Raw genomic sequence first — 25,739 nt, 5'->3', positions numbered from 1 at the left:
CAGCAACGCGCGCGTATCGACACGCGGGGGAATCAAGGGTGTCGTGGAGGAGCTGCTCACCGCGATGACATAGCGCCGCGAGGTTAGCGAGAGGTTAGGGTGCGGCGAAAATGGAGGTGAATAGGTCCATTATCGCGGCACGCTCCCGGCAGGGAGGCGCGGCGCTGCCGGCCGGGCGCTTGGCCCGGCCGGAACGATGCGTCAGGCGGCGATCGCGTAGGGCTTGATCTCGCCGTTCAGGTACAGGTTGCGCGCCTTGGCGCGGCTGAGCTTGCCCGAGCTGGTGCGCGGCAGGGTGCGCGGCGGCACGAGTTCGACCACGCAGTTCATGCCGGTGACCGAGCGGACCCGCTCGCGGATCTCGTCGCGCAGGCGCAGCCGCTCCTGCTCGTCCGAGGTGCGGCACTGGACCAGCACCGCCGGCGTCTCCTCGCCGCCGGGGGTGGTGATCGCGAAGGCGGCGATGTCGCCCTGCTTGAAGCCGGGCAGCTGCTCCACCGCCCATTCGATGTCCTGCGGCCAGTGGTTCTTGCCGTTGACGATGATCATGTCCTTGGCGCGGCCGACGATGTAGATATAGCCGTCCGACATGTACCCCATGTCGCCGGTATCCAGCCAGCCGTCGGTCATGCACGCCTCGGTCGCCGCCTCGTCGCGGAAATAGCCGACCATCACCGACGGGCCCTTGCACCAGACCTTGCCGATCGCCTTCTCGGGAAGCGGCGTGCCGTCTTCCTCGCGAACCTCGATCGCCATGTCGCGCACCGGCTTGCCGCAGTTCACGACGGCGCGGTAGCGCTGCGGACGATCGGCGCGGGCGGTGCCGCCGGAGAGCTGCGTCTCCTCGACCAGCTCGACGACGATGCCTTCGCCCGGGGGCATGATCGAGACGGCCAGCGTCGCCTCGGCCAGGCCGTAGCTCGGCATGAAGGCGGTGGCCTGGAAGCCGGCATCGGCGAACGCATCGACGAAGCGCTGCATCACGTCCGGGCGGATCATGTCGGCACCGTTGCCGGCGATGCGCCAGCGGGCCAGATCGAAGCGTTCGCTCGCCTTGGTCTGGCTGGACATGCGGCGCGCACAGATGTCGTAGCCGAAGGTCGGCGAGTAGGAGATGCTGTTGCCCTGGTTGCGGCTGATGAGATCCAGCCAGGCGAGCGGGCGCCGGGCGAAATCCTCGGTCTTCATGTAATCGGTCGAAACCTGGTTCGCGACCGGCGACAGGAAGCAGCCAACCAGGCCCATGTCATGGTACCAGGGCAGCCACGAGATGCAGCGATCGCCGTCGACCAGCTCCATCCCGTGGCTGTGCGCCGCGAGGTTGTTGAGCAGCGCATGGTGCGTGATCGCAACACCGTGCGGGAAGCGGGTCGAGCCGCTCGAATATTGCAGGTACGCGATGTCGTCCGGGCTGGCCTGGGGCAGGGGTGCCTCGGGCGCCGGGTTGGCCGAGAAGGCGTCCCAGTCGGTCGCGGCGACCTCGGTCAGGCGCGCGGCCTCGGCGCACATCGCGCCGATTTCGGGCGGGTAGATCAGCAGCATCGGGTCGCAGCTCTCGAGCTGGACGCGGAGCTGGTCGATATAGGATTGCGCGCCGCCGAAGCTGGTCGGCAGCGGCAGCGGCACCGGCCAGGCGCCGGCATAGATCACGCCGAAGAACAGCGCGGCGAACTCCGCCCCGGTCTCCGCGATCAGCGCGATGCGATCCTGCGGCTGGATGCCGGCGGCGATCAGGCGGCGTGCCTGTTCGAGCGCGTCCGCGCGCAGTTCGGCGAAGCGATAGGGCCGCACCAGCTTGCCCCGCGCATCGTGGAAATTCAGTCCGCGCTGCCCTTGCGCTGCATAATCGAGCGCGGCACCCAGCGTTTCGAAATCAGCGAAACGGCGCGGGAGACGGTCTTCCGTGGGCGTGGGCGCAAGCGCTGCCATATCCACTGTTTCGAGCGATCCCGTTTCGTCCAATACCATTCTTTTTCTCGTGCCCCTGTGAGGTAGCAGTTCGTTGTGCCCCCACAACGCAGTTTTCCGCATGCGCTCTGCTACGCAGTATCGTTCAAAATCGGTTGGCAGTGTGGCACAATCAAGGCGCATGCCCGAACCGTCCCGTTCCAAGCCACCGCTCGTCGCCGCCGATCTCGATCGGCTGGCGCTGCGCTATGTCGAGCGTTTCGCCACCACGCGCGCGCGCCTGGCCGCCTATCTCACCCGCAAGCTGCGCGAGCGCGGCTGGGCCGGCGAGGGGGTGCCGGACCCGGCGGCGGTGGCCGAGCGGATGGCCGAGCGGGGCTATGTCGACGACCGCAGCTTTGCCGAGGCGCGGGTGCGGTCGATGGGCCGCCGCGGGCTGGGCGCGCGGCGGGTGGAGATGGCGCTGCGCCATGACGGCATCGATGCGGAGGACAGCGCCGATCTGGCCGAGGCGATCGAGGCGGAAGCCTATCGCAGCGCGCTGGTGTTCGCGCGTCGCCGCCGATTCGGACCATTCGCCGTTTCCATCGCGGATCGCGATCTTCGCAAAAAGCAAGTCGCTGCATTTTTACGGGCGGGGCATCCGCCTGAGATTGTGCATAGAATATTGCAGATGCAGCCGGGAGAGGAACCGGATGACCCGCCCGGAGCGGGACATTCCTAATCGCACAAAGCGATTCCACTCCACGGTAATGCTGTGTTAATGTTGCTGGCTTGGGGGATAACGATAATGCGTGCTGAGCAACAGCTGGCGTCTGAACACTATCTAGTCGCGTCCGAGGGGGAAGTGCAGTTCGAGGGCGATTCCGGCATGGACGAGCGCGTCTATCGCGGCGTCGTCAAATGGTTCGATGTGACGCGTGGCTTCGGGTTCATGGTCGCCGATGATCCGAGCGTGGGGGACATCCTGATCCATTTCTCGGTCCTGCAGGACCATGGCCGGCGCAGCGTTCCGGAAGGGGCGCGGGTCGAGTGCGTGGCGGTGCAGCGGCAGCGGGGGCTGCAGGCGAAGACCGTCCTCTCGATCGACCTGACCACGGCCGTGGAGCCGGTGAAACGCCCCACCGAGCGGGTGGAGCGGATGAAGCTGATCGGCGAGGCCGGGCCGTTTGAATCGGTGTCGGTCAAGTGGTTCAACCGCCTCAAGGGCTATGGCTTCCTCGTCCGCACGAGCGATACCGCGGACATCTTCGTCCACATGGAGACGCTGCGGCGTGCCGGGGTCGAGGAAGTGGAGCCGGGCCAGCCGCTCCGCGCCCGCATCGTCGACGGCGAGAAGGGGCCGCTGGCCGTCGCAGTCGAACGACCGCTCTGAGGGTGGTTACGGGCATCGCCGGCGAGGCCCCGGGGGTTTCGTCCCCGGCGCCTCGCCGGCTACCGTAGCCGAATTCCCGGACAGGTTTTGATGGGAGTTGCCGAGCGTCGCGCTTGGCGGTATCGGGCAGAGCCATGGGACTTCCTTTTCCGATCTTCACCTGGTGGAACGGCGCCACGTTCGGCACTCGCTTGGGACTGCGCGGCAAGAAGCGCGTCGGCGAGGATTCGCTCGGTAACCTCTATTTCGAGGGCGGGCGTGATCCCAACGGCATTCCGCGCCGCTGGGTGATCTACAAGGGATCCAACGACGCCAGCCGCGTTCCGCCGGAATGGTTCAGCTGGCTTGCGCACCAGATCGACGGCGCGCCCGACGAGTCGCTGCCGCCGGTGCGGGTGTGGGAGAAGCCGGCCGAGCCGAACCTGACCGGTACCGAGCTGGCCTATCGCCCGCCGGGCGCGCTCGAAAAGGGTGCGCACCGGGCCAAGGCCACCGGCGATTACGAGGCCTGGACCCCCGACGCATGAAGGCTGCGGCGGCGCTGCTCGCGCTCGCGCTGGCCGGTTGTGCGGGTAGCGGGAGCGGCAATGGCGCTGCCGGCGGGGACAATGCCGGCGACGAGCTGGTGATCACCGGCGCGGGCGACTCGCAGGGGGTCGATACCGTCTCGGTCGGACCCGACAACGCGACCGTCGACGCCGCGGCCACGCCGATGCGCGAGCGCGTCGCGGTGCTGGGCATTCTCAACAAGCGCAACGGCGTCGAGCGGGAGATCACGCTCAAGCCCGGCCAGGCCGCGCGGATCGACGACCAGGTGACGGTGCGTCTGCGCGCCTGCGAACGCACGGCGCCCTGGGAGCAGGACCGGCTGACCGGCGCCTTCGTGCAGATGGACGTGCGCCGCGAGGACCAGCGCTGGCACCGCGTCTTCTCCGGCTGGCTCTACAAGGAACAGCCCGCGCTCAACGTCGTCCAGCACCCGATCTACGACGTCTGGCCCAAGAGCTGCGCGATGACCTTCCGCGAGACCGGGCCGGATACGATGCCGGCGGCGTCGCCCGGCGCATCCAGTGCGAAGAGGTCGCCCGAAGCCGAGGGCGGCAACGAGACCGCACCGGTCGAATCGCCGAGCGCCGCGCCCAGCAACGCGACATAATCGTCCCGCGGGATCTCGATCGCGCCCAGCGAGGCGAGGTGATCGGTGATGAACTGGCAGTCGAGCAGGCGAAAGCCGCCGGCCTGCAGCCGCGCGACGAGATGGGCGAGCGCGACCTTCGAGGCGTCGCGGACGCGCGTGACCATCGACTCCCCGAAGAACGCGCGGCCCAGCGCGAGGCCGTAGAGGCCGCCGGCGAGCCGATCGCCCTCCCAGCATTCGATCGAATGGGCGTAGCCCAGATCGTGGAGCGCGATGAAGGCGCGCTCGATCGCGCCGTTGATCCAGGTGTCGGGGCGGTCCTGCGCGGCTTCGGCGCATAGCCGGATCATCGCCGGGAAATCGCGATCCACGGTCACCTGGAAGCGGTCCGACGCCACGACCTTGCGCAGCGAGCGGGAGAGGTGGAATCCGTCCAGCGGCAGCACGCCGCGCAGCTTCGGCTCCACCCAGTAGACCGAGCCTGCATCGCGGGCGTCGGCCATCGGGAACACGCCCATGGCATAGGCGCGCAGGACCAGCGCGGGGTCGAGCTCCTTGGGCGGCTGTCGGCGATGCCCGACCATTACCGGGCGCGCCCGGCAAGGGTCTGCTCGATCGCCTGCCACAACGCATTGAATGCCCGCGCGCCGGTGCTGCGCGGGGCGAAGGCGCCCACCGGCGCCCGGCGCACCGCCACGGCTTCGACGATGCTGGCCATCGGGATCACCGGCCAGTCCGGGTGCCTGGCCACCGCCTCGACATGGAGCTTGCGGCGGCGATCGACCATGGTGTGGACCGGCATCAACGGCACCTTGGCGCCGCGCTGGACGAGGTGCGCGGCGACCTCCGCGAAGGCGCGCTGGGAGAGCGGGGAGGGCGCGACCGGCACGACGATCAGGTCCGCCGCGCGCATCACCTGCTCGCTGGTCTCGGTAAGGCCCGGCGGACAATCGAGCAGGATGCGATCGAAATCCTGTGCCAGGTCCCCGAGCAGCCTGCTCAGCCGCTTCTTCTTGTCGAGCGCGTGGAAGAACTGGTCGAGCTGGCGGAGCGAGGTGTCGGCGGGCAGCAGCGCGAGGCGATCGATCGCCGTGGCGCGGATCAGCTTTGCGGCGTCGACGTCCTTGGAGAAGATCGCCTGCGCCGGGTGCCGGCCGCCCGCGTCCCCGCCGAGCAGGAAGGTGGCGGCGGCCTGCGGATCGAGGTCCCACAGCAGCGTGCGGCGGGCCGAACGGGTGGCGGAGGCCCAGGCGAGGTTGATCGCCAGCGTGGTTTTGCCCACGCCGCCTTTCAGGCTGTACACCGCTATCGTCGCCACGCGCGTTACCTCCGGGGCCAAGCTGGCATGAAAAAAGCCCGGCGGAAATAGCCGCCGGGCTTTGTTTTCGTAGCGGAATGCAGGCTTACGCCTTGCAGGTGTGGACCGATCCGTTGCCGAGGGTGATCTTGGCTGCCTTGGCATTGCCTTCGATCTTGTAGCCGCCTTCGGCCGTGTAGGGCTGGCCGGCTTCCGGTGCGCGGAGCAGGACCGACTTCATCGAATCCTTCTTCTCGCGCAGCGAGGCCATTTTGCCTTCCTTGAAGAAGTCGACGAACAGCAGGGTGTTGCCCGGCTGGCAGCGGAAGCTCACCGAGCTTTCGATCGTCGGCGGCGTTTCTACCGGCGCGGCGTTCGCAAGCTGCGAAGCCATGGGATCCGGCGCGCGGCTGTCGACCACCTCGGGCTTGTTGTTGCAAGCGGCGAGCGAAAGCAGCGCCGCGGCGGAAAATGCGATCGGGGAGGGGTTTTTCATAGCGTAGCGTGCTTTTCCTTAGGCGGTAATCATCGTCAAGCGAAAACGGGTAACAGAGTCACACGAAATGGTGCGCCGCAACGGAACAGACGCAATGTTGCGCGCTATCGGACACGCGCAACAGTCGTGGAGGTTGCAGGGGCGATCGGAAAGGGGACGTTTACCGTGCTTGACCCGATGCGCCCGACTGCGCAGGGAGAGCCGAGGAGAGTGCGCATGAAGCCGAGGATCTGCTGGACGCGAGGCTGGACCCTGATGCCGCTGGCACTGCTCGCGGCCTGCGGTGGCGCGCCGACCGAGAATGCCGCCGAGGATCCGGCCAATGCCGCGGTGCCGCCCGGGCCGATGCTGGGCGGCGTGGACCTCTCCACCCCGCTGCAGATCCGCCCGGTCGAGGGGCGCGACTGGGCGCTCGACCTGGCGCCGGGCCGCATCCTCTTCCAGCAGGAGGGCGCCAAGCAGGTGCCCTTCTACCCGGTATCCCCGCGGCTCGCGCAGGGCGCGGCGACCTACCCCACCCAGACGCCCGAGGGCGCCGCCGTGACCATCACGCTGCGCCCCGCCGCGTGCGCCGAGGGCGCGAACCTTGCCGCGGACGTGCGGATCGGCGCGAATATCCTGAAGGGCTGCGCGCATCCGATGACCGTCGAGCAGGTCCACCGCGAGATGTACAACGAAGCGCTCGCGGTGCCGTATGACGGCGGCAACAACAGCAGCGCGGACTAGGGGCTCACAGCACATTCGGTGACGCGGGCGGCCGGCGGCCGGCGCGGCAGGTTGCCTGTGCGCGGCAAAGCGCGTATGCGGCGCCCATTCGCAAGGACCCGGTGAAACTCCGGGTGGCTATTCCGGCCGCCGATCCGCCGGACAACAACACGCACCCAATTGCAAGGCGCGCATCCGCGCCACGTGCCCTGTTGTGGAAAATCAATGACCTTCAATTTTGCTGCCTACCGCCGTCAGTGGTTCACGGACGGTGTTGTCGCCCGCCGGGATGTTCTTGCCGGGATCGTCGTCGCGCTGGCGCTGATCCCCGAGGCGATCGGCTTCTCGCTCATTGCCGGCGTCGATCCCCGCGTCGGGCTCTATGCCTCGGTCGCGATCGCCATGACGATCGCCTTGATCGGCGGCCGGCCGGGCATGGTCTCGGCCGCGACCGCCGCGGTGGCGGTCGTCGTCGTGCCGCTGGTTCGCGAACACGGCGTCGACTATCTCTTTGCCGCGACCATCCTGATGGGCGTGATCCAGATCGCGGCCGGGCTGCTGCGGCTCGATCTGGTCATGCAGTTCGTCTCGCGCTCGGTGATCACCGGGTTCGTCAACGCCCTTGCGATCCTCATCTTCCTTGCCCAGCTGCCCCAGTTCGTCGGGGTGGGCTGGCAGACCTATGCCATGGTGGCTGGCGGGCTGGCGATCATCTACGGCCTGCCGCGCATCACCAGGGCGGTGCCGTCGCCGCTGGTCGCGATCGTGATCCTGAGCGGAATCAGCATCTTCGCGGGGCTGCCGGTGCATGTAGTGGGCGACATGGGCAAGCTGCCGGAGGGATTGCCAAGCCTCACCCTGCCGCACGTTCCGCTGACCCTGGAGACGCTGCGGATCATCTTTCCCTATGCGATGACGATGGCGGCGGTCGGGCTGCTGGAGTCGCTGCTCACCGCCCGGATCGTCGACGACATGACGGATACGGACAGCGACAAGCGCCGGGAATGCGCAGGACAGGGCGGCGCGAACATCGTGGCGGCGCTGTTCGGCGGAATGGGCGGCTGTGCGATGATCGGGCAGTCCGTCATCAACGTCACCTCGGGCGGCCGCGGCCGGCTTTCGACGTTCGTGGCGGGCGCCTTCCTGCTGTTCCTCCTCGCGGTGCTGGGCCCCTTTGTCGGGCGGGTGCCGATGCCGGCGCTCGTCGCGGTGATGATCATGGTCTCGATCGGCACGTTCAGCTGGAACTCGATCCCCAATCTGCGCCGCCACCCGCTGCCGTCGTCGGTGGTGATGCTGACCACCGTCACGGTCGTCGTGGCGACGCATGACCTGTCGCTCGGCGTGCTGGCGGGCGTCCTGCTCTCCGGGATCTTCTTCGCAGGCAAGGTGCAGCGCATGTTCGCGGTGGAGCGCATCCTCTCGGACGACGGCACGCGCGCGATCTATCGGGTGACCGGCGAGATATTCTTCGCCTCCGTCGATCGATTCACGCGGGCGTTCCAGGCCGAAGACCAGGCGCGCGCGGTGCAGATCGACGTCTCGGCCGCGCACTTCTGGGACATTTCCGGGGTGGGTGCGCTCGACAAGATCGTCGCCAGGCTCCGCCGCGACGGCCGCATGGTGGAAGTCATCGGGTACAACCGCGCCAGTGCCGACATCGTCGATCGCTTTGCGCTTCACGACAAGACCGGCGTCGAAATGGGGTTCGCACCCCATTGAACCCCAGCGGCCGGGAACGCCGCCGCGCTACGCCGCTTGCGCCCCCGGGATCGTGAAGGCAAAGGTAGCACCGCCGCCGGGCGTCTCCTCGGCCCAGATCCGGCCGCTATGGCCTTCGATCAGGTGATGGGAGATGGCGAGCCCCAGGCCGAGCCCGCCGCCGGTGTCGCACCGGCCATTGCCCAGCCCGGGCTGGAACAGGATATGGCGCTGCTCGGGCGCGACGCCCGGGCCGTTGTCAATTACCCGGACGGTGACTTCCGCCGGATCCTGTCTCTCGGCGGTGACGAGAATGGTCGTGCCGGCACGGTGCTGGCAGGCTTCGCCGGCGTTGCGCAGCAGGTTGGCCAGCACCTGGACGATCTGGACATTGTCGAACCGGGCGTATTGCGCCTCGGGCGCCACGCGGATCGTCACCGGCGGCAACAGCATCGGCGCGGCAGCGCGGACGAGGTGGAGCGCCTCCTCGATGCTGGTGGCGACCGAGCGTGTTTCCAGCACCAGATCGTCATGGCGCACCATGCGGCGAATGCGGCGGATGATCTCGCCGGCCCGCTGCAACTGCTGCTCGGCAGCGCCGCTGAGGTCGCGGGTCCTCTCGTCACTGTCCGGAGACAGGCGGATGGCCGCCATGTAGTTGGCAGCGGCGGAGAGCGGCTGGTTCAGTTCATGCGCGACCGTCGCGGCGATCGAGCCGAGCGCGCTGGCGCGGGTGAGCTCGAGCATCTGGCGCTCGATCGTCACCCGCTCGGCGAGCATGCGATCGCGTTCCTGGAGCCGGTTGCGCAGTTCCTGGTCGACGCCGATGCGATGCTTGGCGAGGGTGACATAGCTCGCCAGCGTCTGGAGGAACTGGATCTCGGCGTCGCTGAAGCCGGCGCGGCCGCGCCGGCCGAAGGCGAGCGTGCCGAGCAGCGCGTCCTTGTGGAGCAGCGGCGTGCAGAAGCAGGCGTCCAGCCCCATGTCACGCGCATAGGCGAGGCGGGGGTCGTCCGACTGCTGGATGTCACGGGCGATCATCGGTGTCAGGCTTTCCGCGACGCCGCCGCAAATGGCGATGCCCAGCGGAACATGCTGCCAGTCGACGACCTGTTCGGGGGTGATGCCGGCCCAGGCGTTGAGGTCCAGTCCCTGGCCGTCAAAGGCATAGTGGAAGAAGACGTCGAGCTCGACTTCGCTGCGGATCAGCCCGAAGATGCGGTCCAGCGCGGGTGCGAGATCCCCGGCCTGGAGCAGATCGCTGGCGCTGACCGCGAGCAGTTCGAGAAAGCGATAGGGTGGCGCATCCTCCCCAGCCGCATCGGGGGCCTGGCCGCTGGGGCGGAAGAGGGCGCTACGGCGGTTCAGCATGGCAAAGGTCGATGAATGGGCTATGCCTCGCCTGTCCCCGCGGCCACTCCGTATTGCTACTGACTATCAGTCTATTGCGAAACAATTGCGGCTGCGGGCGCTATTGCTAAGCGTTATCACCGCCTCCGGGCCGCGAAAAGGCCGAAAGTTCGGCCCATTTCGGGGCCTTGGCGGCCAGGCCGATGGTATGCAGCGGACTGGATGAAGGCAGGCCGAGGATGGTGTAGCGCGCGGCCGCCTCGCCCAGATTGCGCAGGCCGTGCCGCAGGGCGGTAGCGCCGTTGAAGGCGATCGCGCGCAGTTCCGGCAGCGCGGCGGCGAGCGCGGCGATGTCGTGCGCCTCGATGTCGCGCAGTGCGGCGTCGGTGCTTCCCGGCCGGGTGGCGCTGGCGACGACGTCCCACAGGCCGATGCGCGCAGCGCGCAGCGCCTCCAGCCGCTCGGCATAGGCGAGCGGCACGAGATCGCGCCCTGTGGCGGGGGAAATGAGCTGCCAGAACTGGTTTTGCGGGTGTGCATAATAGCGCGCCGCCGCGAGCGAGCGCTCGCCCGGCAACGAGCCGAGCACCAGCAGGCGCGTATCGGGCGCCACCACGGGCGGGAAGCTGTGCTTGCGTTCGGGCATCGGCGACGCGCTCCCTCAGTCTTCGAGCCAGGGCGCCTGGCGGCGTTCTTCGCGTGCGGCGACCAGCAGCGCGCGGATCGCTTGCGCCTCCAGCGGTCCGGAATCGGTGCGCGGGACATGGCGCATGGTCAGTCCGCCCCGTCGGGGCCGCCGTCGAGATCGCCGACGCATTGCAGCTCGGGCTCGGTCTTCGCCATGCGCGCTAGATCTCGCGCGGTGGCGGTAATGCCGGGAATCAGCGTGTCGGGGGCGAGGCCATAGCCCTGGATCAGGCGGACGGCCCAGCCATAATGGCGCGCGCCCGCTTCGCAGCTGTCGCTGCCGCCGTCGCTCACGCCCCAGACCTTGCGCCAGGGGCCGGCCCCGCGTTGCTCGAGCAGTGCCTCGAAGTCGCCGACCTCGCCGCTGCCCTGGACATAGGCGATCGCGCGCGGGCCCTTGTGGAGCACGCGGAAGGTGCGGAAGGTGAAGCGCGCTGCCGGGCGATCATCGCCATGGTGCAGCACCTTGACGATGGCGCCGCGCTCGGCGCTGCCGGGCGCGGGGGTATACAGGCCCGGCGCAGGTGCGGCGGACGCGAGCAGCAGGGCTGCCGGGAGCGAGGCGAGACGGAACGGGCGCTTCATGGGTGCCGTCTAGCAGGAAACCGTCTGCGCGCGAGTGTGCGCCATGCGGACGGAATACGGACGCCGCAACCGCGTTCCCGCGATCACGCCGCTGATGTTGTAGGGCAAGAAAAAGCTAGTAATTTCCGAGTCTTTGCTTCATTTCCTGTCGGCGGTGACGGCACTTCTTCAGAACGAAGCAAGTCGGGCCTGGGATGAGGGGAAATTGGATGCGGATGGCATTTCTGGTGGCGACACTCGGCGCCTTGACGATGGGCAGCGCCGCACAGGCCGCACCGATCCTTTACAGCTTTTCCGGCAAGATCAGCGGCGTGCTCAACGGGCAGGCTTTTGCCCTGAGCGACTATACGCTCTCGCTGGCGACCGACACGGACTCCGTGTTCCAGCCCCGGCCCGATTTCCGGCCGAGCCTCTACAATTCGGCGCCGGCGACGCTGTCGTTCACCGTGAACGGCGTGTCGGGCACCTTCGCGATGCTGTTCAACGCCTTCAGCGTGACGCTGGGCAGCGGCAGCGGGCAGCGCGCGCTGGTCGGCTTCACCGAGGCGGCGCCGTTCGGCAACGACCTGATCGACGTGCGCGACGCCGGCCTGCTGGGCTACGACCTCAAGACGGGAATCGTGTCGGCATCCAACGCTCCGATCGATTTCCTCAATTTCGGCACGACATTCGCGACCAGCGCGGGCGAACTGATCTTCACCAACGACAGCGACGCCTCGGCCGCGTTCAGCGCCTCGCTGTCGGCGGTGCCGGAGCCGGCGAGCTGGGCGATGATGGTGCTGGGCTTCGGCCTGTTGGGCGCGGCACTTCGCCAGCGTAGCCGGGTGACGGTGCGCTTCGCCTGATCGCGGGGCGGGGGGGGCAATGCCGCCCCGGCCCCCTTTCGACGACATCCGAAAGGGCGTAGGACCGCATCATGGCCCGCACGATCACCCGCTACCGGGACTTCTGGCCCCATTATCTGCGCGAGCACGCCAGGCCTGCGACGCGCCGGCTGCATTATATCGGCACCGCGCTGACCTTCGCCGCGCTCGCCGCCGGGATAGTGCTCAACGCCTGGTGGCTGATCGCCATCCCGCTCGCCGGCTATGGCTTTGCCTGGGGCGCGCATTTCGGGGTCGAGCGCAATCGTCCGGCGACCTTTACCTATCCGCTCTGGTCGCTTCTCTCCGATTACCGGATGTTCTTCCTGTGGATCGGCGGGCGGCTGGGGCCGCATCTGAAGCGAGCCGGCGTCGCCGAATAGATTGCGTTGCTTGCGTGCCGCGGGGGGCGGCTCCTATCTACGCGCCATGCACGTTTCCCAGAACACGCTCGCGCTGATCGGCAACACTCCGCTCGTCCGCCTCAAGGGCCCCAGCGACGCAACCGGCTGCGACATCTTCGCCAAGTGCGAATTCGCCAATCCCGGCGCGTCGGTGAAGGACCGCGCCGCGCTGTACATCGTCAACGATGCCGAGGAACAGGGCACGCTCGCGCCCGGCGGCACGATCGTCGAGGGCACGGCGGGCAATACCGGCATCGGGCTGGCGCTGGTCGCCAACGCCAAGGGCTATCGCACGATCATCGTGATGCCCGAGACCCAGTCGCGCGAGAAGATGGACACGCTGCGCGCGCTGGGCGCCGAGCTGGTGCTGGTGCCGGCGGCGCCCTATTCGAACCCCGGCCATTTCGTCCATACCAGCCGTCGCATCGCCGAGGAGACGCAGGGCGCGATCTGGGCGAATCAGTTCGACAACATCGCCAACCGCAAGGCGCATATCGTGGGCACGGCGGAAGAGATCTGGACGCAGATGGAGGGCCGAATCGACGGCTTCACCTGCGCGGCGGGCACCGGCGGCACGATCGCCGGCGTGGGGCTGGGGCTGAAGGCGAAGGACGAGAAGGTCACCATCGCGCTGAGCGACCCGCATGGTGCGGCGCTCTACGAATATTATGCCTGTGGCGAGCTTCGCGCCGAGGGTTCCTCGGTCGCCGAGGGTATCGGCCAGGGGCGGATCACCGGCAATCTGGAAGGTGCGCCGATCGACACCCAGTTCCGCATCTCCGACGAGGAGGGGCTGGAATGGGTGCGCCGGCTGCTGGCGGAGGAGGGGCTGTGCCTCGGCCTGTCCTCGGGCATCAACGTTGCCGGCGCGGTGCGGCTGGCCCGCGCCCTGGGACCGGGCAAGCGGGTGGCGACGATCCTGTGCGACACCGGCTTCCGCTATCTCTCGACGCTCTACAATGCCGACTGGCTGCAGGCGAAGGGGCTGACCGTTCCTTCATGGTTGACGCGCGGTTGAGGCTTCGCTCGACAAGCATGCGCTTGTGCGTTACATTTATGCCACAGTCATGAAAATCGGTTCGCCTCAGGATCACGCCCAGGCCATGCAGCGCATCCGCGTCGGCATGACCGGACTCGCGGCCGTGGTCCTGCTGATGGTGCTGTCGTTCGCGATCTTCTCCTCGGCGAACCGCGAGGCGCCGGTGAGCGCGGCGGGGGCGTCGAATGCCTCGGTCGTCGCCAACCTGACCGGCGTCGACAATGCCGCCGCCGATCGGACGCGCGACGAACCGCTTGCCGAACTCGGCGTCGCACCCAGCACCGACGATCCCACCGCCGCCGCCCAGGCGCGCGAGCAGGCGCACCGGCAGGACGCCGCCGGCAAGTAAGCCGCGGGACTCGGGCGCCGCCGGGGAATTGCCCCCACCGGAATCGGCCCACGGGGACCGCTGGGGAAATCGCCCCACTTTTCCCGTGCCACGCAGGGCGCTGATCGGGTCACCGAGCGGTGCGGTGGCAAAAATGCCGCAGTTTCCGGTGCTTGCGTTAAAGTGCCGGGTCGCATGGCGGTGTGCATGCCGCTACCCCGCATCCGAACGCTACCCCTTCAGAATAGGAACTTTTCCCGACAAAATTGGTCGCGGGAAGGGGTGTATAGGGAACAAATACAGATCAAAATGGCAAAAGCGCCCAGCGGTGGCGATCAGTGGCTGAAATTCCCGTGCTGTCCCCATCACGCCCGTTGTTTCCCGCTCTATAATGTGGTTAAAAGGGCACACTAAAAGGGGGGCACGAACCCTTTCTTCCGAACATCTCCAGCTGGAGCACGGTCCGCGTGATTCCGGCGGCGGGAGAGTCGTGCCCGGCTTGGGGTTTGGCGTGGCAGATAGGGAGCTCTTCGAAGGATTTGCGCTCCAGGCGGTCGACCAGAAGGGTCGCGTCGCCATACCCGCAGACCTGCGCGCCGCCGCCGAGCGCAATTCGGATGTCCGCCAGATCGTCGTCGGGGTGCATGCGGAGGATTCGTGCCTCTCCGCGCACGACACCGGCTGGTCGCAGAAGAAGTACGACCGCATCGACAAGCTCGACCAGCAGGCGCTCGACCGGGGCGAACAGCCCAGCGCCGCACCCAAGCGCCGCGCCTTCGGCATGGTCGAAAAGGCGCCGTACGACGACAGCGGCCGCTTCGTGCTGCCGCCCTTCTTCCGCGCCAAGGCGAAGATCCAGAAATGGGCGTTCTTCGTCGGCAGCGGCGACACGTTCGACATCTGGGCGCCCGACGTGCTGCTCGCCGACGAAAAGGCCGATCCCGAACTCAAGGAAATCTGCGCGTTCCTGATGCAGCAAAAGGGGGCGATGTGAGCGACGCGCCCCATATCCCCGTGCTGCTCGACGAAGTGCTGGAGGCGCTCGCGATCCAGCCCGGCGAGACCCATGTCGACGGCACCTTCGGCGCAGGCGGCTATACCCGTGCGATGCTCGGTGCCGGCGCGCAGGTGGCGGCGTTCGACCGCGACCCGTCCGCAATCGCGAACGGCGCCACGCTCGTCGCGGAAAGCGGCGGCAAGCTGGAGCTGATCCACGCGCCGTTCAGCCGGCTGGCCCAGGAGCTGGAGGCGCGCGGCCTGGCGCCGGTGGACGGTGTCGTGCTCGATATCGGCGTCTCCTCGATGCAGCTCGACCAGGCCGAGCGCGGCTTCTCGTTCCAGCAGGACGGGCCGCTCGACATGCGGATGGCGGGCGAGGGGATGAGCGCGGCCGACTGGCTGAACAGCGCGGATGAAGGCGAGATCGCCGATGTGCTGTTCCACCTCGGCGAGGAACCGCGCGCCCGGCGCGTCGCCAAGTATATCGTCGGTGCGCGGCCGTTGACCCGCACCTCGGAGCTGGCATCGGTGGTGCGCAAGGCGCTCGGCCATCGCCCGCACGACAAGAAGGATCCCGCCACGCGGACCTTCCAGGCGGTGCGCATCCACATCAACCGCGAGCTGGACGAACTGACCGACGTGCTGGCGGCGGCGGAGCGGGTGCTGAAGCCGGGCGGGCGGCTGGTGGTGGTGACCTTCCACAGCCTCGAGGACCGGCTGGTCAAGCGCTTCTTCCGCGAACGCAGCGGCAGCACGCCGGCGGGTTCGCGGCATCGCCCGGCGGTGGGGCCGCGGGCGGAACCGAGTTTTGAAACGCCCGCCAAGGCCGTGCGCCCCGGCGAGGCGGAGTTGGTGCGTAACCCACGCGCCCGATCGTCCACGCTGCGCGCCGCGCGGCGGACGGATGCGGCGCCGTGGTCGAGTGAGGATATGGTGTGATGGCAGTGCATGGCTTCAGGGGGCTTGGCTGGTTCCTGTGCGGCGTCATCGTTGCGCCGACCTGCTACATGGTGACGTCGCACGGCGCGGCGGAACGCGCGAAGCTGCGCGCGATGGACACCGCCATCGTGCAGGCGCACAAGGACATTCGTGGCCTGGAAACCGAGTTCGACACCCGCGCCAACATGGCCCAGATCGAGCGCTGGAACGGCGACGTGCTGGCGATGAATGCGCCGCAGCCGCAGCAATATCTGGCCAGCGCGAGCGGCCTGGCCGCGCTCGACCAGCCCGCAGCGGCCGCGCCCGGCACCGCCAAGGTGGAGACCGCCGCACTCGTGATCCCGACCGGCCAGCGTCCTGTGGAAACCGCGGCGGTGGCGACCCAGCCGGTTGCGACCGCTGCTGCCACCCCAGGCAAGGCCGTGGCGGCCAAGCCGATGGCGACGGCTTCGGCAGCACCCGTCAAGGCCGCCCCGGGCAACTCCACCGTCGTGCGCGTGGCGCAGGCCGACAGCAAGCCCGCGCAGGACCTTGGCCGGCTGATGCAGAAGGTCGACAAGGCGCGGCTCGCCAAGCCGGACCGGCCGCTGCTGAGCGCTGCCACGATCAGCGATCTGCGCCGCGTGGCGAAGCGCGAGCAAACGGCACAGCGATGATCGTCGTCGTCGCCCCTTCCGCGCGTGCGCGGGGATCGGGCGGGGGGCGCGAGGCGCTCGTCGCGGTGGCGCAGTTGCGCCTGATGATCCTCTCGATCCTGTTCGGGGCGGGCGTGCTGGCGATCCTCGGCAAGCTCGCCTTTCTGGCGTTGTCGGCAGGCCCGGCGACGGCGCGCGACCTTTCCAACGCGCTGGTGCCGGCGCGCGGCGACATTGTCGATCGCAACGGCACGCCGCTGGCGCGCAGCATCGATGCCTGGACGATCGCGATCCACCCCAACCAGGTGATCGGCGACAAGGCGGCGCTGGCGCAGAAGCTGGCCGAGCTGATGCCCGAGCGCAGCCAGGCGCAATATTATGCGCTGCTCCACAGCGGCGGCGGCTTCGCCTTCCTCAAGCGCCGCGCGCTGCCGGAGCTGGTCAACCAGATGAACGCGCTGGGCGAGCCGGCGATCGAGTTCCAGCGCGAGACCGACCGGCTGTATCCGCAATCGGACATGGCGGCGCACGTGCTCGGCTATCTCGACGACAAGGGCCGCGGCGTCACCGGCATGGAGAAGGTGCTCGAGGCGCGGCTGACCGATCCGGCGCAGCGCGGCAAGCCGGTGACGTTGTCGCTCGACACGCGCGTGCAGGCGGCGCTGGAAAGCGAGCTCGGCCGCGCGATGACCGACCTGCAGGCGCGCGGCGCCGCTGCGGTGGTGCTCGACGTGAACACCGGTGAAGTCGTCGCGATGACCTCGCTGCCCAGCTTCAACCCCAACCAGCTGGGCGGCCCGCCGCCGCGCAACAACGTGACGCAGAGCGTCTACGAGCTCGGCTCCACCTTCAAGCCGATCGCGGTGGCGGCGGCGATCGATTCGGGCACGATCACCTCGATGTCGCGGCGGTTCGATGCCACGGTGCCGATGAAGGTCGGCCGCTTCACCATTCACGACGATCCCGGCGACGAGCAGTTCCGCTGGCTCAACATCCCGGAAACGCTGATCTATTCGTCGAACATCGCCACCGCGCGGATCGCCGACGAACTGGGCGCGGAGAAGATGCAGGACATGTTCCGCCGCCTCGGCTTCGACCAGCGGCCGAGCATCGAGATCGGCGCGGTCCGCCCGCTATGGCCGGCGACCTGGGGCCGGATCACGGTGATGACCACCGCCTATGGCCACGGCATTGCGGTGACGCCGCTGCACCTTGCCGCCGCCTATGCGGCGATGGTCAACGGCGGCATGTGGCACCCGGCGACGCTGATGAAGGTCGATGCCGAGCATCCGGTGCAGGGCCGCCGCGTGCTGCAGGAATCGACCAGCATGCGGATGCGCCAGCTGCTGCGGCTGATCGTGTTGAAGGGCACCGGCCGCAAGGGCGAGGCGCCGGGCTACCGCGTCGCGGGCAAGACCGGTACCGCCGAGGCGGCGAGCGAGGGCGGCTATGACAAGCACCGCAACGTCTCCACCTTTGCGGCGGCTTTCCCGATCGACGCGCCGCGCTATGTGGTGGTCGCCATGCTCGACTCGCCCAAGGCCAATGCCAACACGCCGCGCACCACCGCGGCCTGGACCGTCGCGCCCGTCGTCTCGCGCCTGATCGCGCGGACGGGCGCCCTTCTGGGCATCGCGCCCGACAATGCCCGCGACATCGACGAGAGCGAGCTGTTGCCGCTCGTCGACCGTTCGCCGGCGCCGGGAGCGGGAACCGAATGAGACTGGGACAACTGACCGGCACCGCAGACGACGCGGTCGTCACCGGCTTCGCGATTGATCACCGCAAGGTGGCACCGGGCACGATCTTCGGCGCGTTCGAGGGCGCGCGGGTGAACGGCGAGGACTATATCGACGCCGCAGTGCAGGCAGGCGCCATCGCCGTGGTGGCGCGGCCCGAGGCAAGGGTGGAAGGCGCGGTGCACATCGCCGACGCCAATCCGCGGCAGCGCTTCGCCGGGCTGGCATCGCAGTTCTTCGCGCCGTTCCCGGCGGTGACCGCCGCGGTGACCGGGACCAACGGCAAGACCTCCACCGTCGAGATGACGCGCCAGCTGTGGCGGATGGCGGGCTTCCACGCCGCCTCGATCGGCACGCTGGGCGTGACGACGGCGGACGAGCGCGTCTCCACGGGCCTGACCACGCCGGACATCGTCACCTTCCTGTCGAACGTCGCCGGGCTGGCGCGCGAGGGCGTGACGCACGTGGCGTTCGAGGCTTCGTCGCACGGGCTGTCGCAATACCGTACCGAGGGGCTACCGGTGCGCGCGGCGGCGTTCACCAATCTCAGCCGCGATCACCTCGATTATCACGGCGACATGGCGACCTATTTCACCGCCAAGATGCGCCTCTTCGCCGAGGTGCTGGCCGACGACGGCACCGCTGTGGTGTGGGCGGACGATCCGCACGCGCCGCAGGTCGAGGACCTCGCCCGGATGCGCGGCAACCGACTGATCACGGTGGGCGAGCATGGCAAGACGCTGCGGCTGGTGGGGCGCACGCCTTCGCTGCTCGGCCAGACGCTGGAGATCGAGGCGGAGGGCAAGGTCCACACCGTGCGGCTGCCGCTGATCGGCGCCTATCAGGCGGCCAACGCGCTGACCGCCGCCGGGCTGGTGATCGCCACCGGCGGCGACGTCACCGAGACGCTGGGCAATTGCGCGCGGCTGCAGCCGGTGCGCGGTCGGCTGGAGCGGGCGGTGATCGCCGCCAACGGCGCGCCGGTCTATGTCGATTATGCCCATACCCCCGATGCGCTGGAGGCGGCGATCGCGGCGCTGAAGCCGCATACCGAGGGGCGGCTGATCCTGGTGTTCGGCGCCGGCGGCGACCGCGATCCCGGCAAGCGCGAACTGATGGGGCAGGTCGCGGCTTCGGGCGCCGATGTGGCGATCGTCACCGACGACAATCCGCGCACCGAAGACCCGGCCGAAATCCGCCGCGCGATCCTGAAGGGCGCTCCGCAAGCCACCGAGATCGGCGACCGCCGCGAAGCGATTGCAGCCGCGATCGCCATGGCCGCGCCGCACGACATCGTGCTGGTCGCCGGCAAGGGACATGAACTGGGGCAGATCGTGGGCGAGATGGTGCTGCCGTTCGACGACGTCGCGGTCGCGCGGGAGTGCGCGGCGTGACGACGCTCTGGACTTCCGACGAGATCGCGGCGGCCACGCAGGGCACCGCGTCGGCGGACTTCGCCGTCTCCGGCGTCGCGTTCGACTCCCGCGAAGTGGGGCCGGGCGACCTGTTCCTCGCGCTCAAGGGCGACAGCACCGACGGGCACCGCTTCCTCGACCAGGCCGTTGCGCAGGGCGCGGCCGGCGCCGTGGTCTCCGATGCGACCGATCATCCGAACGTGCGGGTCGCCGACACCACCGCCGCGCTGAACGCGCTGGGTGCGGCCTCGCGGGCCCGGTCCTCGGCCAGGATCATCGGCGTCACCGGATCGGTCGGCAAGACCGGCACCAAGGAGGCGCTGTTCGCCGCGCTCGACCGGATCGATCCGGGCTGCGCGCATCGTTCGGTGAAGAGCTACAACAACCATACCGGCGTGCCGCTGAGCCTCGCCCGCATGCCGCGCGAGGCCCGCTACGGCGTGTTCGAGATGGGGATGAACCATGCGGGCGAGCTGGCCCAGCTGACCCGGCTGGTGCGGCCGCACGTCGCGATCGTCACCGCGATCGCCCCCGCGCATCTCGGCTTCTTCGGCAGCGTCGAAGCGATCGCCGACGCCAAGGGCGAGATATTCCAGGGGCTCGGCGCCGGCGGCACCGCGATCGTGCCCCATGACAGCCCCTATCGCGACCGGCTGATCGATGCCGCGCGGCCCCATGCGACCAGGATCGTCACCTTCGGGCTGAGCGAGGGTGCGGATTATCGCGCGGTCGAGACGATGCGCGCGCGCAGCGGCGGCACCTTCGTGATGGCGCGCTTCGGCGATCGCGAGCTGAGCTTCACGATATCGCAGCCGGGCGAGCATTGGGTGTCGAACGCGATGGCGATCCTCGCCGCGGTCGACGCGGTGGGCGGGGACCTCGAAGTCGCGGGCCTGGCGCTGGCAGAACTGGGCGGCCTTGCCGGGCGCGGCGCGCGGATGACCGTGGCGGTTGGCGACGGCAGCGCGCTGGTGATCGACGAAAGCTACAACGCCAATCCCAGCTCGATGCGCGCGACGCTGGCGGTGCTCGCGGCCGAGCCCGGCCGCAAGGTCGCGGTGCTGGGCGAGATGCGCGAACTGGGCGACCATTCGGATGCGCTCCACGCCGAGCTCGCCGATCCGATCACCAAGGCCGGGGTGAGCCGTGCCATTTTGGTGGGCGAAGCGATGGCGCCGCTGGCGGCCGCGCTTGAGGGGCGGGTGGATTTCGTCCATGTGGCCGATGCCGCAGCTGCGAAGGCCGAGCTCGAATCGACGCTCGCCCCGGGCGATGCGGTTCTCATCAAAGGGTCGAACGGCGTACGGCTGGCGACGATCGTCGCGGCGCTGGCGGAAAGGCAATCATGCTCTATCTGATCGCGGAGCAGCTGGGCTTCCCCGGCGTCTTCAATCTCTTCCGGTATCTGTCGTTCCGCACCGGCGGCGCGGTGGCGACCGCGCTGCTGATCGGCCTGCTGATCGGGCCGAAGTTCATCGGCTGGCTGCGGCTGCGTCAGGGCAAGGGCCAGCCGATCCGCACCGACGGGCCGCAGACCCACCTCGCCAAGCGCGGCACGCCGACGATGGGCGGGCTGATGATCCTCACCAGCCTGACGCTGGCGCTGCTGCTGTGGATGGACCTGCGCAACGCCTATGTGTGGGCGTGCATGTTCGTGACGCTGGGCTTCGGCGCGATCGGATTCCTCGACGATTACGACAAGGTGCGGAAGCAGAAGACGGCGGGCGTATCGGGCAAGGTGCGGCTGATCGGCGAGTTCATCATCGCCGGCATCGCCAGCGGGATCATCATCTTCGCGGAGGGCAACACCCAGCTCTACGTGCCGTTCTTCAGCTGGGTCCACCCGGACCTCGGCTATTTCTACATCGCCTTCGCCGCGTTCACGATCGTGGCGTTCGGCAATGCGGTGAACCTGACCGACGGGCTCGACGGGTTGGCGACGATGCCGGTGGTGATCGCCGGCATGGCCTTCATGCTGATTGCGTACCTGGCCGGCAACAAGATCTACGCGACCTATCTGGGCATCCCGCACGTCTATGGCGCGGGCGACCTGGCCATTTTCTGCGGCGCGATGATCGGGGCGGGGCTGGCGTTCCTGTGGTTCAATGCGCCGCCGGCGGCGGTGTTCATGGGTGACACCGGCAGCCTGGCGCTGGGCGGGGCGATCGGCACCATCGCCGTCACCACGCACCATGAGCTGGTGCTGGGCATCATCGGCGGCCTGTTCGTGATGGAGGCGCTGAGCGTCATCATCCAGGTCTTCTTCTTCAAGCGCACGGGCAAGCGCGTGTTCCGCATGGCGCCGATCCACCATCATTTCGAACAGCTCGGCTGGTCCGAGCCGACGGTGGTGATCCGCTTCTGGATCATCGCCTTCGTGCTGGCGCTCGCTGGTCTCGCGACGCTCAAGCTGCGGTGATCACCAGCCCCGCCTGGCGCGGCAAACGCTTCGCGGTGCTCGGGCTCGCACGCTCGGGCGCGGCGACCGTGCGCGCGTTGGGGGGGAGCGGGGCGGAGGTGCTGGCGTGGGATTCGAATGAAGCAGCGCGGGAGGCTGTCGCCGACGCAGTTCAAGAACTGTCCGTCAAGTTGGACGCTGTCTCGCTTGAGATTGGGGACCCGCTGACCGCCGATCTCACCGGCTTTGCGGGCATGGTCGTCTCCCCCGGCGTGCCGCTCAACCGCCACCCGATCGCACCGCATGCGCGCGCCGCCGGCGTGCCGCTGATCGGTGACATCGAGCTGTTCGCGCAGGCGCGCGCCAATCTGCCGGCCCACCGCGTGGTCGGCATCACCGGCACCAACGGCAAGTCGACCACCACCGCGCTGATCCACCACATCATCGAGACGGCGGGCATTCCCACGCGCCTCGGCGGCAATATCGGGCTGCCGATCCTGGGGCAGGACCCGCTGCCCCAGGGCGGTGTCTATGTGCTGGAGCTCTCCAGCTACCAGATCGACCTGACCCAGAGCCTCGACTGCGACGTCGCGGTGCTGCTCAACATCACGCCGGACCATCTCGATCGCTATGACGGGTTCGAGGGCTATGCCGCCTCCAAGGCGCGGCTGTTCGCGATGCAGTCCGGGGGCCATGCGGCCGTGATCGGGATCGGCGATGCCGCCTCGGCCACCATTGCCCGGCAGGTGGCGCTCTCCGGCCGCAGCGCGGACGTGACCAAGATCGCGCCCGGCGTGTGCATGGACCAGTCGCGCTGGCCGGCGCTGCAGGGGCCGCACAACGCGCAGAACGCGCTTGCCGCGATTGCCGCCTGCGAGGCGCTGGGCATCGACCGCACTGCGATCGACAAGGGCCTGGAGAGTTTCCCCGGCCTGCCGCATCGGATGGAGCGGATCGCGACCCGGAACGGCGTGGCCTTCGTCAACGACAGCAAGGCGACCAACCCGGAATCGACCGCACCTGCGCTCGCGGCCTACCCGCGCATCCACTGGATCCTCGGCGGCGTCGCCAAGACCGACAGCCTGGAGGCGTGCCGCCCGGGCTTCGGCCATGTCGTGCGCGCCTATGCGATCGGCGAGGCGGGCCCGTTGTTTGCAGGGCTGCTCGAAGGCGCAATGCCCGTCGAGCAATCCGGCACGTTGGAGGCCGCCGTGCGCGCCGCAGCCGCCCAGGCGCAGCCAGGCGATACCGTGCTGCTTTCCCCCGCCTGCGCCTCGTTCGACCAATTTCGCGATTTCGAAGCGCGCGGCGATGCCTTCCGTGCCGCCGTGGAGGCGCTCGGGTGAGCCGCGAGACCGGGGACGTGGACGAAAAACAGGCCGGCCGACCGCGCATCTCGAACCAGCTCAGCCGCGCCAGCACGTCGCGAGCGGGCATGTGGTTCTGGGAAGTCGACCGGGTGCTGCTGTTCCTGCCGCTGCTGCTGATCGCGATCGGGCTGGTGGCGGTCGCCGCCGCCTCGCCCGCGACCGCGCGGCGCTACTCGGACGCCGCGCATATCGTGCAGCCGATGTATTATTTCTGGCGGCAGCTGATGTGGGTTTGCATCTGCGTGCCGGTGCTGATCATCGTCTCGATGCTGCCGACCTCGGCCGCGCGGCGGTTGTCGCTGGCGGGGGCGCTCGTCTTCCTGGTCCTGATGATGCTGCTGCCGCTGGTGGGGCATGAGGTGAACGGCGCGAAGCGCTGGATCAGCCTCGGCATCTCGGACCTGCAGCCGTCCGAATTCCTGAAACCCATGTTCATCGTGTCGACCGCGTGGATCCTCTCGTTCCGCGCCAAGGATCCCGAGCTGCCGGTGATGGTCGTCACCGGCGCGATCACCGCGCTGATCGCGGTGCTGCTGATGCTCCAGCCGGACTTCGGCCAGACGATCCTGTTCGGCACGGTGTGGGTGATCCTGCTGATGCTCTCCGGCATCTCGCCCGCCGCAATCGCCAGCCTGGGCGGCGCGGCGGTGGCGGGGGTGGTCGCGGCCTATATCTTCTACGGCACCGCGCGCACCCGCATCGACAATTTCCTGTTCCCGACCAAGGAAGCCGCGCTCGCCGATCGCTATCAGGTCGAGATGGCGCACGATACGCTGAGCGCCGGGGGGCTGTTCGGCGCGGGGCCGGGCAGCGGCCAGATCAAGTTCCGTCTGCCCGAGGCGCATACCGATTACATCTTCTCGGTGATCGGCGAGGAATTCGGGCTGATCGCCTGCGCGGTGATCGTGCTGCTGTACCTCGCCATCGTCGTCCGCGTGCTGATGAAGCTGCTCGACGAGGAGGATCCGTTCCGGCTGCTCGCCGCCGCCGGGCTCGCCTCGCAGTTCGGGGTGCAGGCGCTGATCAACATGGCGGTGAACACCGGCATCGCGCCGTCCAAGGGGATGACGCTGCCGTTCATCAGCTATGGCGGCTCGTCGATGATCGCGCTTTCGATCGGCTATGGCCTGCTGCTCGCTTTCACGCGACGAAACCCGTATCTGAAGCGCTCCCCCTATACCGGCCGCTGGAGCAAAGCCGCATGACCGAACGCCGTAGTTACGTCCTCGCCGCCGGCGGCACCGGCGGGCACATGGTGCCCGCGGCCGCGCTGGCGGTGGAGCTCGCACGGCGCGGGCATCAGGTGGCGCTGGTCAGCGACGCGCGCGGCGTGCGCTTTCCCGGGCTGTTCGAGGGCGTCGAGACGCATGTGCTGCCCGCGGGGCGGCTGGGCGGCGGACCGCTGGGGTATCTCAAGGCAGCACGGCAGATGTTGGCGGGCCGGGCGATGGCGCGCAAGCTCTACAAGCAGTTGCGCCCTGCCGCCGTGATCGGCTTTGGCGGGTATCCGGCGTTTCCCGCCCTGATGGCGGCGTTCAGCGCGCGCATCCCCACCGTGATCCACGAGCAGAATGCGGTGCTGGGCCGGGTCAATCGGCTGGTCGCGGGCCGGGTGGCGGCGATCGCCACCTCGTACGACAAGGTAGAGCGGATGAAGCCCGGCTGGGCGGTGAAGACCCACCTTACCGGCAATCCGGTGCGCGAGGCGGTGCTGGCGCTGCGCGCCAAGCCCTATCCGATGCTGGAGGAAGACGGGCTGTTCCGCGTGCTGGTGACCGGCGGCAGCCAGGGCGCCTCGATCCTCAGCCAGGTGGTGCCCGACGGGCTCGCGCTGCTGCCGGTGCATTTCCGCCGGCGGCTGCAGGTGACGCACCAGGCGCGCATCGAGGACATCGAGATGGTCCGCGCCAAGTATCAGGAACACGAGATCCCGGCCGAGGTCGCCACCTATCTGCCCGACATGCCCGAGCGGCTCGCCTGGGCGCATCTGGTGATCGCGCGGGCGGGGGCCTCGACCATCGCCGAGCTGACCGCCGCCGGCCGTCCGGCGATCCTGGTGCCGCTGCCGAGCGCGACCGACGACCACCAGACCGCGAACGCGCGCGAGATCACCGAGGCGGGCGGCGCCCGGACGATATCGCAGCGCGCCTTCACCGCGCAGGAACTCGCCAAGCAGATGCAGAAGCTGGGGCTCGACACCAAGGCGCTGGAGAATGCGGCGGCGCGTGCCCGCGGCGTCGGCCGGCCCGATGCGGTGCGCGACCTGGCCGACCTCGTCGAATCGATCCATGCACCCAAGGCCCCGGTGGGCAAGGTGCAGAAAGCCAACAAGAACGGAAGGCCAGCTTTTGCGTAAGGATCTGGGCGC

At 68.6% G+C, this 25,739-nt stretch carries 26 protein-coding genes, 1 pseudogene and 1 other annotated feature; of the genes and pseudogenes, 20 read left to right on the top strand and 7 right to left on the bottom strand.

Features of this window, described 5'->3' with window-relative positions; translation table 11 throughout:
- Positions 1 to 201: 201 nt before the first annotated feature.
- The gene (locus SPI01S_RS07575) at positions 202 to 1,929 is read right to left on the bottom strand and encodes a fatty acyl-AMP ligase (protein WP_245653505.1); all 1,728 of its coding nucleotides are present in this window, start codon (positions 1,927 to 1,929) and stop codon (positions 202 to 204) included.
- 160 nt (positions 1,930 to 2,089) lie between these two features.
- On the opposite strand from SPI01S_RS07575, the gene SPI01S_RS07570 reads away from it, so the two are divergent.
- The 4 genes and pseudogenes from SPI01S_RS07570 to SPI01S_RS21715 form a co-directional block, all read left to right on the top strand.
- Entirely contained in the window at positions 2,090 to 2,632 is a 543-nt protein-coding gene (locus SPI01S_RS07570; protein WP_084253313.1) for a regulatory protein RecX, read from the top strand.
- A gap of 66 nt (positions 2,633 to 2,698) precedes the next feature.
- Positions 2,699 to 3,283, top strand: coding sequence for a cold-shock protein (locus SPI01S_RS07565; RefSeq protein WP_066720553.1), 585 nt, complete (start codon positions 2,699 to 2,701; stop codon positions 3,281 to 3,283).
- A 134-nt stretch (positions 3,284 to 3,417) separates the two neighbouring features.
- A complete protein-coding gene (locus SPI01S_RS07560) occupies positions 3,418 to 3,810 on the top strand; it encodes an NADH:ubiquinone oxidoreductase subunit NDUFA12 (protein ID WP_066720549.1) in 393 nt (130 codons plus the stop codon).
- A pseudogene (locus SPI01S_RS21715) lies at positions 3,807 to 4,232 on the top strand (DUF2155 domain-containing protein); the annotation flags it as partial. The gene SPI01S_RS07560 and the pseudogene SPI01S_RS21715, both read left to right, overlap by 4 nt.
- A 35-nt stretch (positions 4,233 to 4,267) precedes the next feature.
- Here SPI01S_RS21715 and aat read toward each other — a convergent pair.
- From aat to SPI01S_RS07540, 3 genes are all read right to left on the bottom strand, one after another.
- Positions 4,268 to 5,005, bottom strand: coding sequence for a leucyl/phenylalanyl-tRNA--protein transferase (gene aat, locus SPI01S_RS07550; protein ID WP_066720544.1), 738 nt, complete (start codon positions 5,003 to 5,005; stop codon positions 4,268 to 4,270).
- Positions 5,005 to 5,739, bottom strand: coding sequence for a ParA family protein (locus SPI01S_RS07545; protein ID WP_066720541.1), 735 nt, complete (start codon positions 5,737 to 5,739; stop codon positions 5,005 to 5,007). Before SPI01S_RS07545 ends, aat begins: the two co-directional genes overlap by 1 nt.
- Positions 5,740 to 5,824: 85 nt before the next feature.
- Positions 5,825 to 6,214, bottom strand: a complete 390-nt coding sequence (locus SPI01S_RS07540; RefSeq protein ID WP_066720539.1) for a hypothetical protein — start codon at positions 6,212 to 6,214, stop codon at positions 5,825 to 5,827.
- A 216-nt stretch (positions 6,215 to 6,430) separates the two neighbouring features.
- Here SPI01S_RS07540 and SPI01S_RS07535 point away from each other — a divergent pair, with 216 nt between their 5' ends.
- Positions 6,431 to 6,940: a hypothetical protein gene (locus SPI01S_RS07535; protein WP_066720811.1), complete on the top strand. Its 510-nt coding sequence runs from the start codon at positions 6,431 to 6,433 to the stop codon at positions 6,938 to 6,940.
- 91 nt (positions 6,941 to 7,031) lie between these two features.
- Positions 7,032 to 7,087, top strand: a sequence feature (sul1 is cis-regulatory element that is thought to sense ions involved in sulfur or methionine metabolism; They are found in Alphaproteobacteria).
- A gap of 57 nt (positions 7,088 to 7,144) precedes the next feature.
- Positions 7,145 to 8,641 (top strand): SulP family inorganic anion transporter, encoded by a 1,497-nt coding sequence (locus SPI01S_RS07530; RefSeq protein ID WP_066720535.1) that lies wholly within the window; start codon positions 7,145 to 7,147, stop codon positions 8,639 to 8,641.
- Between the two features lie 27 nt (positions 8,642 to 8,668).
- Here SPI01S_RS07530 and SPI01S_RS07525 read toward each other — a convergent pair whose 3' ends face one another.
- The 3 genes from SPI01S_RS07525 to SPI01S_RS07515 all read right to left on the bottom strand — a co-directional run bounded on the left by SPI01S_RS07525 (position 8,669) and on the right by SPI01S_RS07515 (position 11,242).
- Entirely contained in the window at positions 8,669 to 9,991 is a 1,323-nt protein-coding gene (locus SPI01S_RS07525; RefSeq protein ID WP_066720530.1) for a sensor histidine kinase, read from the bottom strand.
- 106 nt (positions 9,992 to 10,097) lie between these two features.
- Positions 10,098 to 10,616 carry a DNA-deoxyinosine glycosylase gene (locus SPI01S_RS07520; protein ID WP_066720527.1) on the bottom strand — a complete coding sequence of 173 codons (519 nt, stop codon included), beginning with the start codon at positions 10,614 to 10,616 and terminating at the stop codon, positions 10,098 to 10,100.
- A gap of 128 nt (positions 10,617 to 10,744) precedes the next feature.
- Entirely contained in the window at positions 10,745 to 11,242 is a 498-nt protein-coding gene (locus tag SPI01S_RS07515; RefSeq protein ID WP_066720524.1) for a hypothetical protein, read from the bottom strand.
- 209 nt (positions 11,243 to 11,451) lie between these two features.
- Here SPI01S_RS07515 and SPI01S_RS07510 point away from each other — a divergent pair, with 209 nt between their 5' ends.
- The 14 genes from SPI01S_RS07510 to murG all read left to right on the top strand — a co-directional run bounded on the left by SPI01S_RS07510 (position 11,452) and on the right by murG (position 25,727).
- Positions 11,452 to 12,087, top strand: coding sequence for a PEPxxWA-CTERM sorting domain-containing protein (locus SPI01S_RS07510; RefSeq protein WP_245653504.1), 636 nt, complete (start codon positions 11,452 to 11,454; stop codon positions 12,085 to 12,087).
- A 71-nt stretch (positions 12,088 to 12,158) separates the two neighbouring features.
- Positions 12,159 to 12,488, top strand: a complete 330-nt coding sequence (locus SPI01S_RS07505) for an Mpo1-like protein (protein WP_066720517.1) — start codon at positions 12,159 to 12,161, stop codon at positions 12,486 to 12,488.
- 46 nt (positions 12,489 to 12,534) lie between these two features.
- The gene (locus SPI01S_RS07500) at positions 12,535 to 13,527 is read left to right on the top strand and encodes a cysteine synthase A (protein ID WP_066720515.1); all 993 of its coding nucleotides are present in this window, start codon (positions 12,535 to 12,537) and stop codon (positions 13,525 to 13,527) included.
- A gap of 85 nt (positions 13,528 to 13,612) precedes the next feature.
- On the top strand, positions 13,613 to 13,897 hold the full coding sequence (locus tag SPI01S_RS07495) for a hypothetical protein (RefSeq protein ID WP_066720512.1): 285 nt from the start codon (positions 13,613 to 13,615) through the stop codon (positions 13,895 to 13,897).
- Between the two features lie 490 nt (positions 13,898 to 14,387).
- Positions 14,388 to 14,870, top strand: coding sequence for a division/cell wall cluster transcriptional repressor MraZ (locus SPI01S_RS07490; RefSeq protein ID WP_064313886.1), 483 nt, complete (start codon positions 14,388 to 14,390; stop codon positions 14,868 to 14,870).
- Complete coding sequence (rsmH, locus tag SPI01S_RS07485; protein ID WP_066720508.1) at positions 14,867 to 15,814, top strand: 16S rRNA (cytosine(1402)-N(4))-methyltransferase RsmH; 948 nt, start codon at positions 14,867 to 14,869, stop codon at positions 15,812 to 15,814. The genes SPI01S_RS07490 and rsmH overlap by 4 nt, the downstream gene beginning before the upstream one ends.
- A complete protein-coding gene (locus SPI01S_RS07480; RefSeq protein WP_066720500.1) occupies positions 15,814 to 16,470 on the top strand; it encodes a hypothetical protein in 657 nt (218 codons plus the stop codon). Before rsmH ends, SPI01S_RS07480 begins: the two co-directional genes overlap by 1 nt.
- Positions 16,467 to 18,170, top strand: coding sequence for a peptidoglycan D,D-transpeptidase FtsI family protein (locus tag SPI01S_RS07475; RefSeq protein ID WP_066720497.1), 1,704 nt, complete (start codon positions 16,467 to 16,469; stop codon positions 18,168 to 18,170). Before SPI01S_RS07480 ends, SPI01S_RS07475 begins: the two co-directional genes overlap by 4 nt.
- Entirely contained in the window at positions 18,167 to 19,582 is a 1,416-nt protein-coding gene (locus tag SPI01S_RS07470) for a UDP-N-acetylmuramoyl-L-alanyl-D-glutamate--2,6-diaminopimelate ligase (RefSeq protein ID WP_066720493.1), read from the top strand. The genes SPI01S_RS07475 and SPI01S_RS07470 overlap by 4 nt, the downstream gene beginning before the upstream one ends.
- Complete coding sequence (locus tag SPI01S_RS07465; RefSeq protein ID WP_066720808.1) at positions 19,579 to 20,961, top strand: UDP-N-acetylmuramoyl-tripeptide--D-alanyl-D-alanine ligase; 1,383 nt, start codon at positions 19,579 to 19,581, stop codon at positions 20,959 to 20,961. Before SPI01S_RS07470 ends, SPI01S_RS07465 begins: the two co-directional genes overlap by 4 nt.
- Positions 20,949 to 22,022: a phospho-N-acetylmuramoyl-pentapeptide-transferase gene (gene mraY / locus SPI01S_RS07460; protein WP_066720490.1), complete on the top strand. Its 1,074-nt coding sequence runs from the start codon at positions 20,949 to 20,951 to the stop codon at positions 22,020 to 22,022. Before SPI01S_RS07465 ends, mraY begins: the two co-directional genes overlap by 13 nt.
- Positions 22,019 to 23,347 carry a UDP-N-acetylmuramoyl-L-alanine--D-glutamate ligase gene (gene murD / locus SPI01S_RS07455; protein ID WP_066720487.1) on the top strand — a complete coding sequence of 443 codons (1,329 nt, stop codon included), beginning with the start codon at positions 22,019 to 22,021 and terminating at the stop codon, positions 23,345 to 23,347. Before mraY ends, murD begins: the two co-directional genes overlap by 4 nt.
- Positions 23,344 to 24,576, top strand: coding sequence for an FtsW/RodA/SpoVE family cell cycle protein (locus SPI01S_RS07450; RefSeq protein WP_066720484.1), 1,233 nt, complete (start codon positions 23,344 to 23,346; stop codon positions 24,574 to 24,576). The genes murD and SPI01S_RS07450 overlap by 4 nt, the downstream gene beginning before the upstream one ends.
- Complete coding sequence (murG, locus tag SPI01S_RS07445; RefSeq protein WP_066720482.1) at positions 24,573 to 25,727, top strand: undecaprenyldiphospho-muramoylpentapeptide beta-N-acetylglucosaminyltransferase; 1,155 nt, start codon at positions 24,573 to 24,575, stop codon at positions 25,725 to 25,727. The genes SPI01S_RS07450 and murG overlap by 4 nt, the downstream gene beginning before the upstream one ends.
- Positions 25,728 to 25,739 lie beyond the last annotated feature (12 nt).

The sequence above is a fragment of the Sphingomonas pituitosa NBRC 102491 genome, assembly GCF_001598435.1.
Taxonomy (GTDB): domain Bacteria; phylum Pseudomonadota; class Alphaproteobacteria; order Sphingomonadales; family Sphingomonadaceae; genus Sphingomonas; species Sphingomonas pituitosa.
The sequence above is the reverse complement of the archived record's forward strand: the minus strand, read 5'-3'. Positions and strand labels throughout refer to the sequence as shown.

Coding starts and splice junctions, on each gene's coding strand:
- aat (WP_066720544.1), bottom strand. CDS start 5,005: ATGGTCGGGCATCGCCGACAGCCGCCCAAGGAGCTCGACCCCGCGCTG.
- SPI01S_RS07535 (WP_066720811.1), top strand. CDS start 6,431: ATGAAGCCGAGGATCTGCTGGACGCGAGGCTGGACCCTGATGCCGCTG.
- SPI01S_RS07530 (WP_066720535.1), top strand. CDS start 7,145: ATGACCTTCAATTTTGCTGCCTACCGCCGTCAGTGGTTCACGGACGGT.
- murG (WP_066720482.1), top strand. CDS start 24,573: ATGACCGAACGCCGTAGTTACGTCCTCGCCGCCGGCGGCACCGGCGGG.
- SPI01S_RS07495 (WP_066720512.1), top strand. CDS start 13,613: ATGCAGCGCATCCGCGTCGGCATGACCGGACTCGCGGCCGTGGTCCTG.
- mraY (WP_066720490.1), top strand. CDS start 20,949: ATGCTCTATCTGATCGCGGAGCAGCTGGGCTTCCCCGGCGTCTTCAAT.
- SPI01S_RS07575 (WP_245653505.1), bottom strand. CDS start 1,929: ATGGCAGCGCTTGCGCCCACGCCCACGGAAGACCGTCTCCCGCGCCGT.
- SPI01S_RS07500 (WP_066720515.1), top strand. CDS start 12,535: ATGCACGTTTCCCAGAACACGCTCGCGCTGATCGGCAACACTCCGCTC.
- SPI01S_RS07510 (WP_245653504.1), top strand. CDS start 11,452: ATGCGGATGGCATTTCTGGTGGCGACACTCGGCGCCTTGACGATGGGC.
- SPI01S_RS07570 (WP_084253313.1), top strand. CDS start 2,090: ATGCCCGAACCGTCCCGTTCCAAGCCACCGCTCGTCGCCGCCGATCTC.
- SPI01S_RS07480 (WP_066720500.1), top strand. CDS start 15,814: ATGGCAGTGCATGGCTTCAGGGGGCTTGGCTGGTTCCTGTGCGGCGTC.
- SPI01S_RS07515 (WP_066720524.1), bottom strand. CDS start 11,242: ATGAAGCGCCCGTTCCGTCTCGCCTCGCTCCCGGCAGCCCTGCTGCTC.
- SPI01S_RS07525 (WP_066720530.1), bottom strand. CDS start 9,991: ATGCTGAACCGCCGTAGCGCCCTCTTCCGCCCCAGCGGCCAGGCCCCC.
- SPI01S_RS07505 (WP_066720517.1), top strand. CDS start 12,159: ATGGCCCGCACGATCACCCGCTACCGGGACTTCTGGCCCCATTATCTG.
- SPI01S_RS07475 (WP_066720497.1), top strand. CDS start 16,467: ATGATCGTCGTCGTCGCCCCTTCCGCGCGTGCGCGGGGATCGGGCGGG.
- SPI01S_RS07540 (WP_066720539.1), bottom strand. CDS start 6,214: ATGAAAAACCCCTCCCCGATCGCATTTTCCGCCGCGGCGCTGCTTTCG.
- SPI01S_RS07520 (WP_066720527.1), bottom strand. CDS start 10,616: ATGCCCGAACGCAAGCACAGCTTCCCGCCCGTGGTGGCGCCCGATACG.
- SPI01S_RS07565 (WP_066720553.1), top strand. CDS start 2,699: ATGCGTGCTGAGCAACAGCTGGCGTCTGAACACTATCTAGTCGCGTCC.
- SPI01S_RS07470 (WP_066720493.1), top strand. CDS start 18,167: ATGAGACTGGGACAACTGACCGGCACCGCAGACGACGCGGTCGTCACC.
- SPI01S_RS07560 (WP_066720549.1), top strand. CDS start 3,418: ATGGGACTTCCTTTTCCGATCTTCACCTGGTGGAACGGCGCCACGTTC.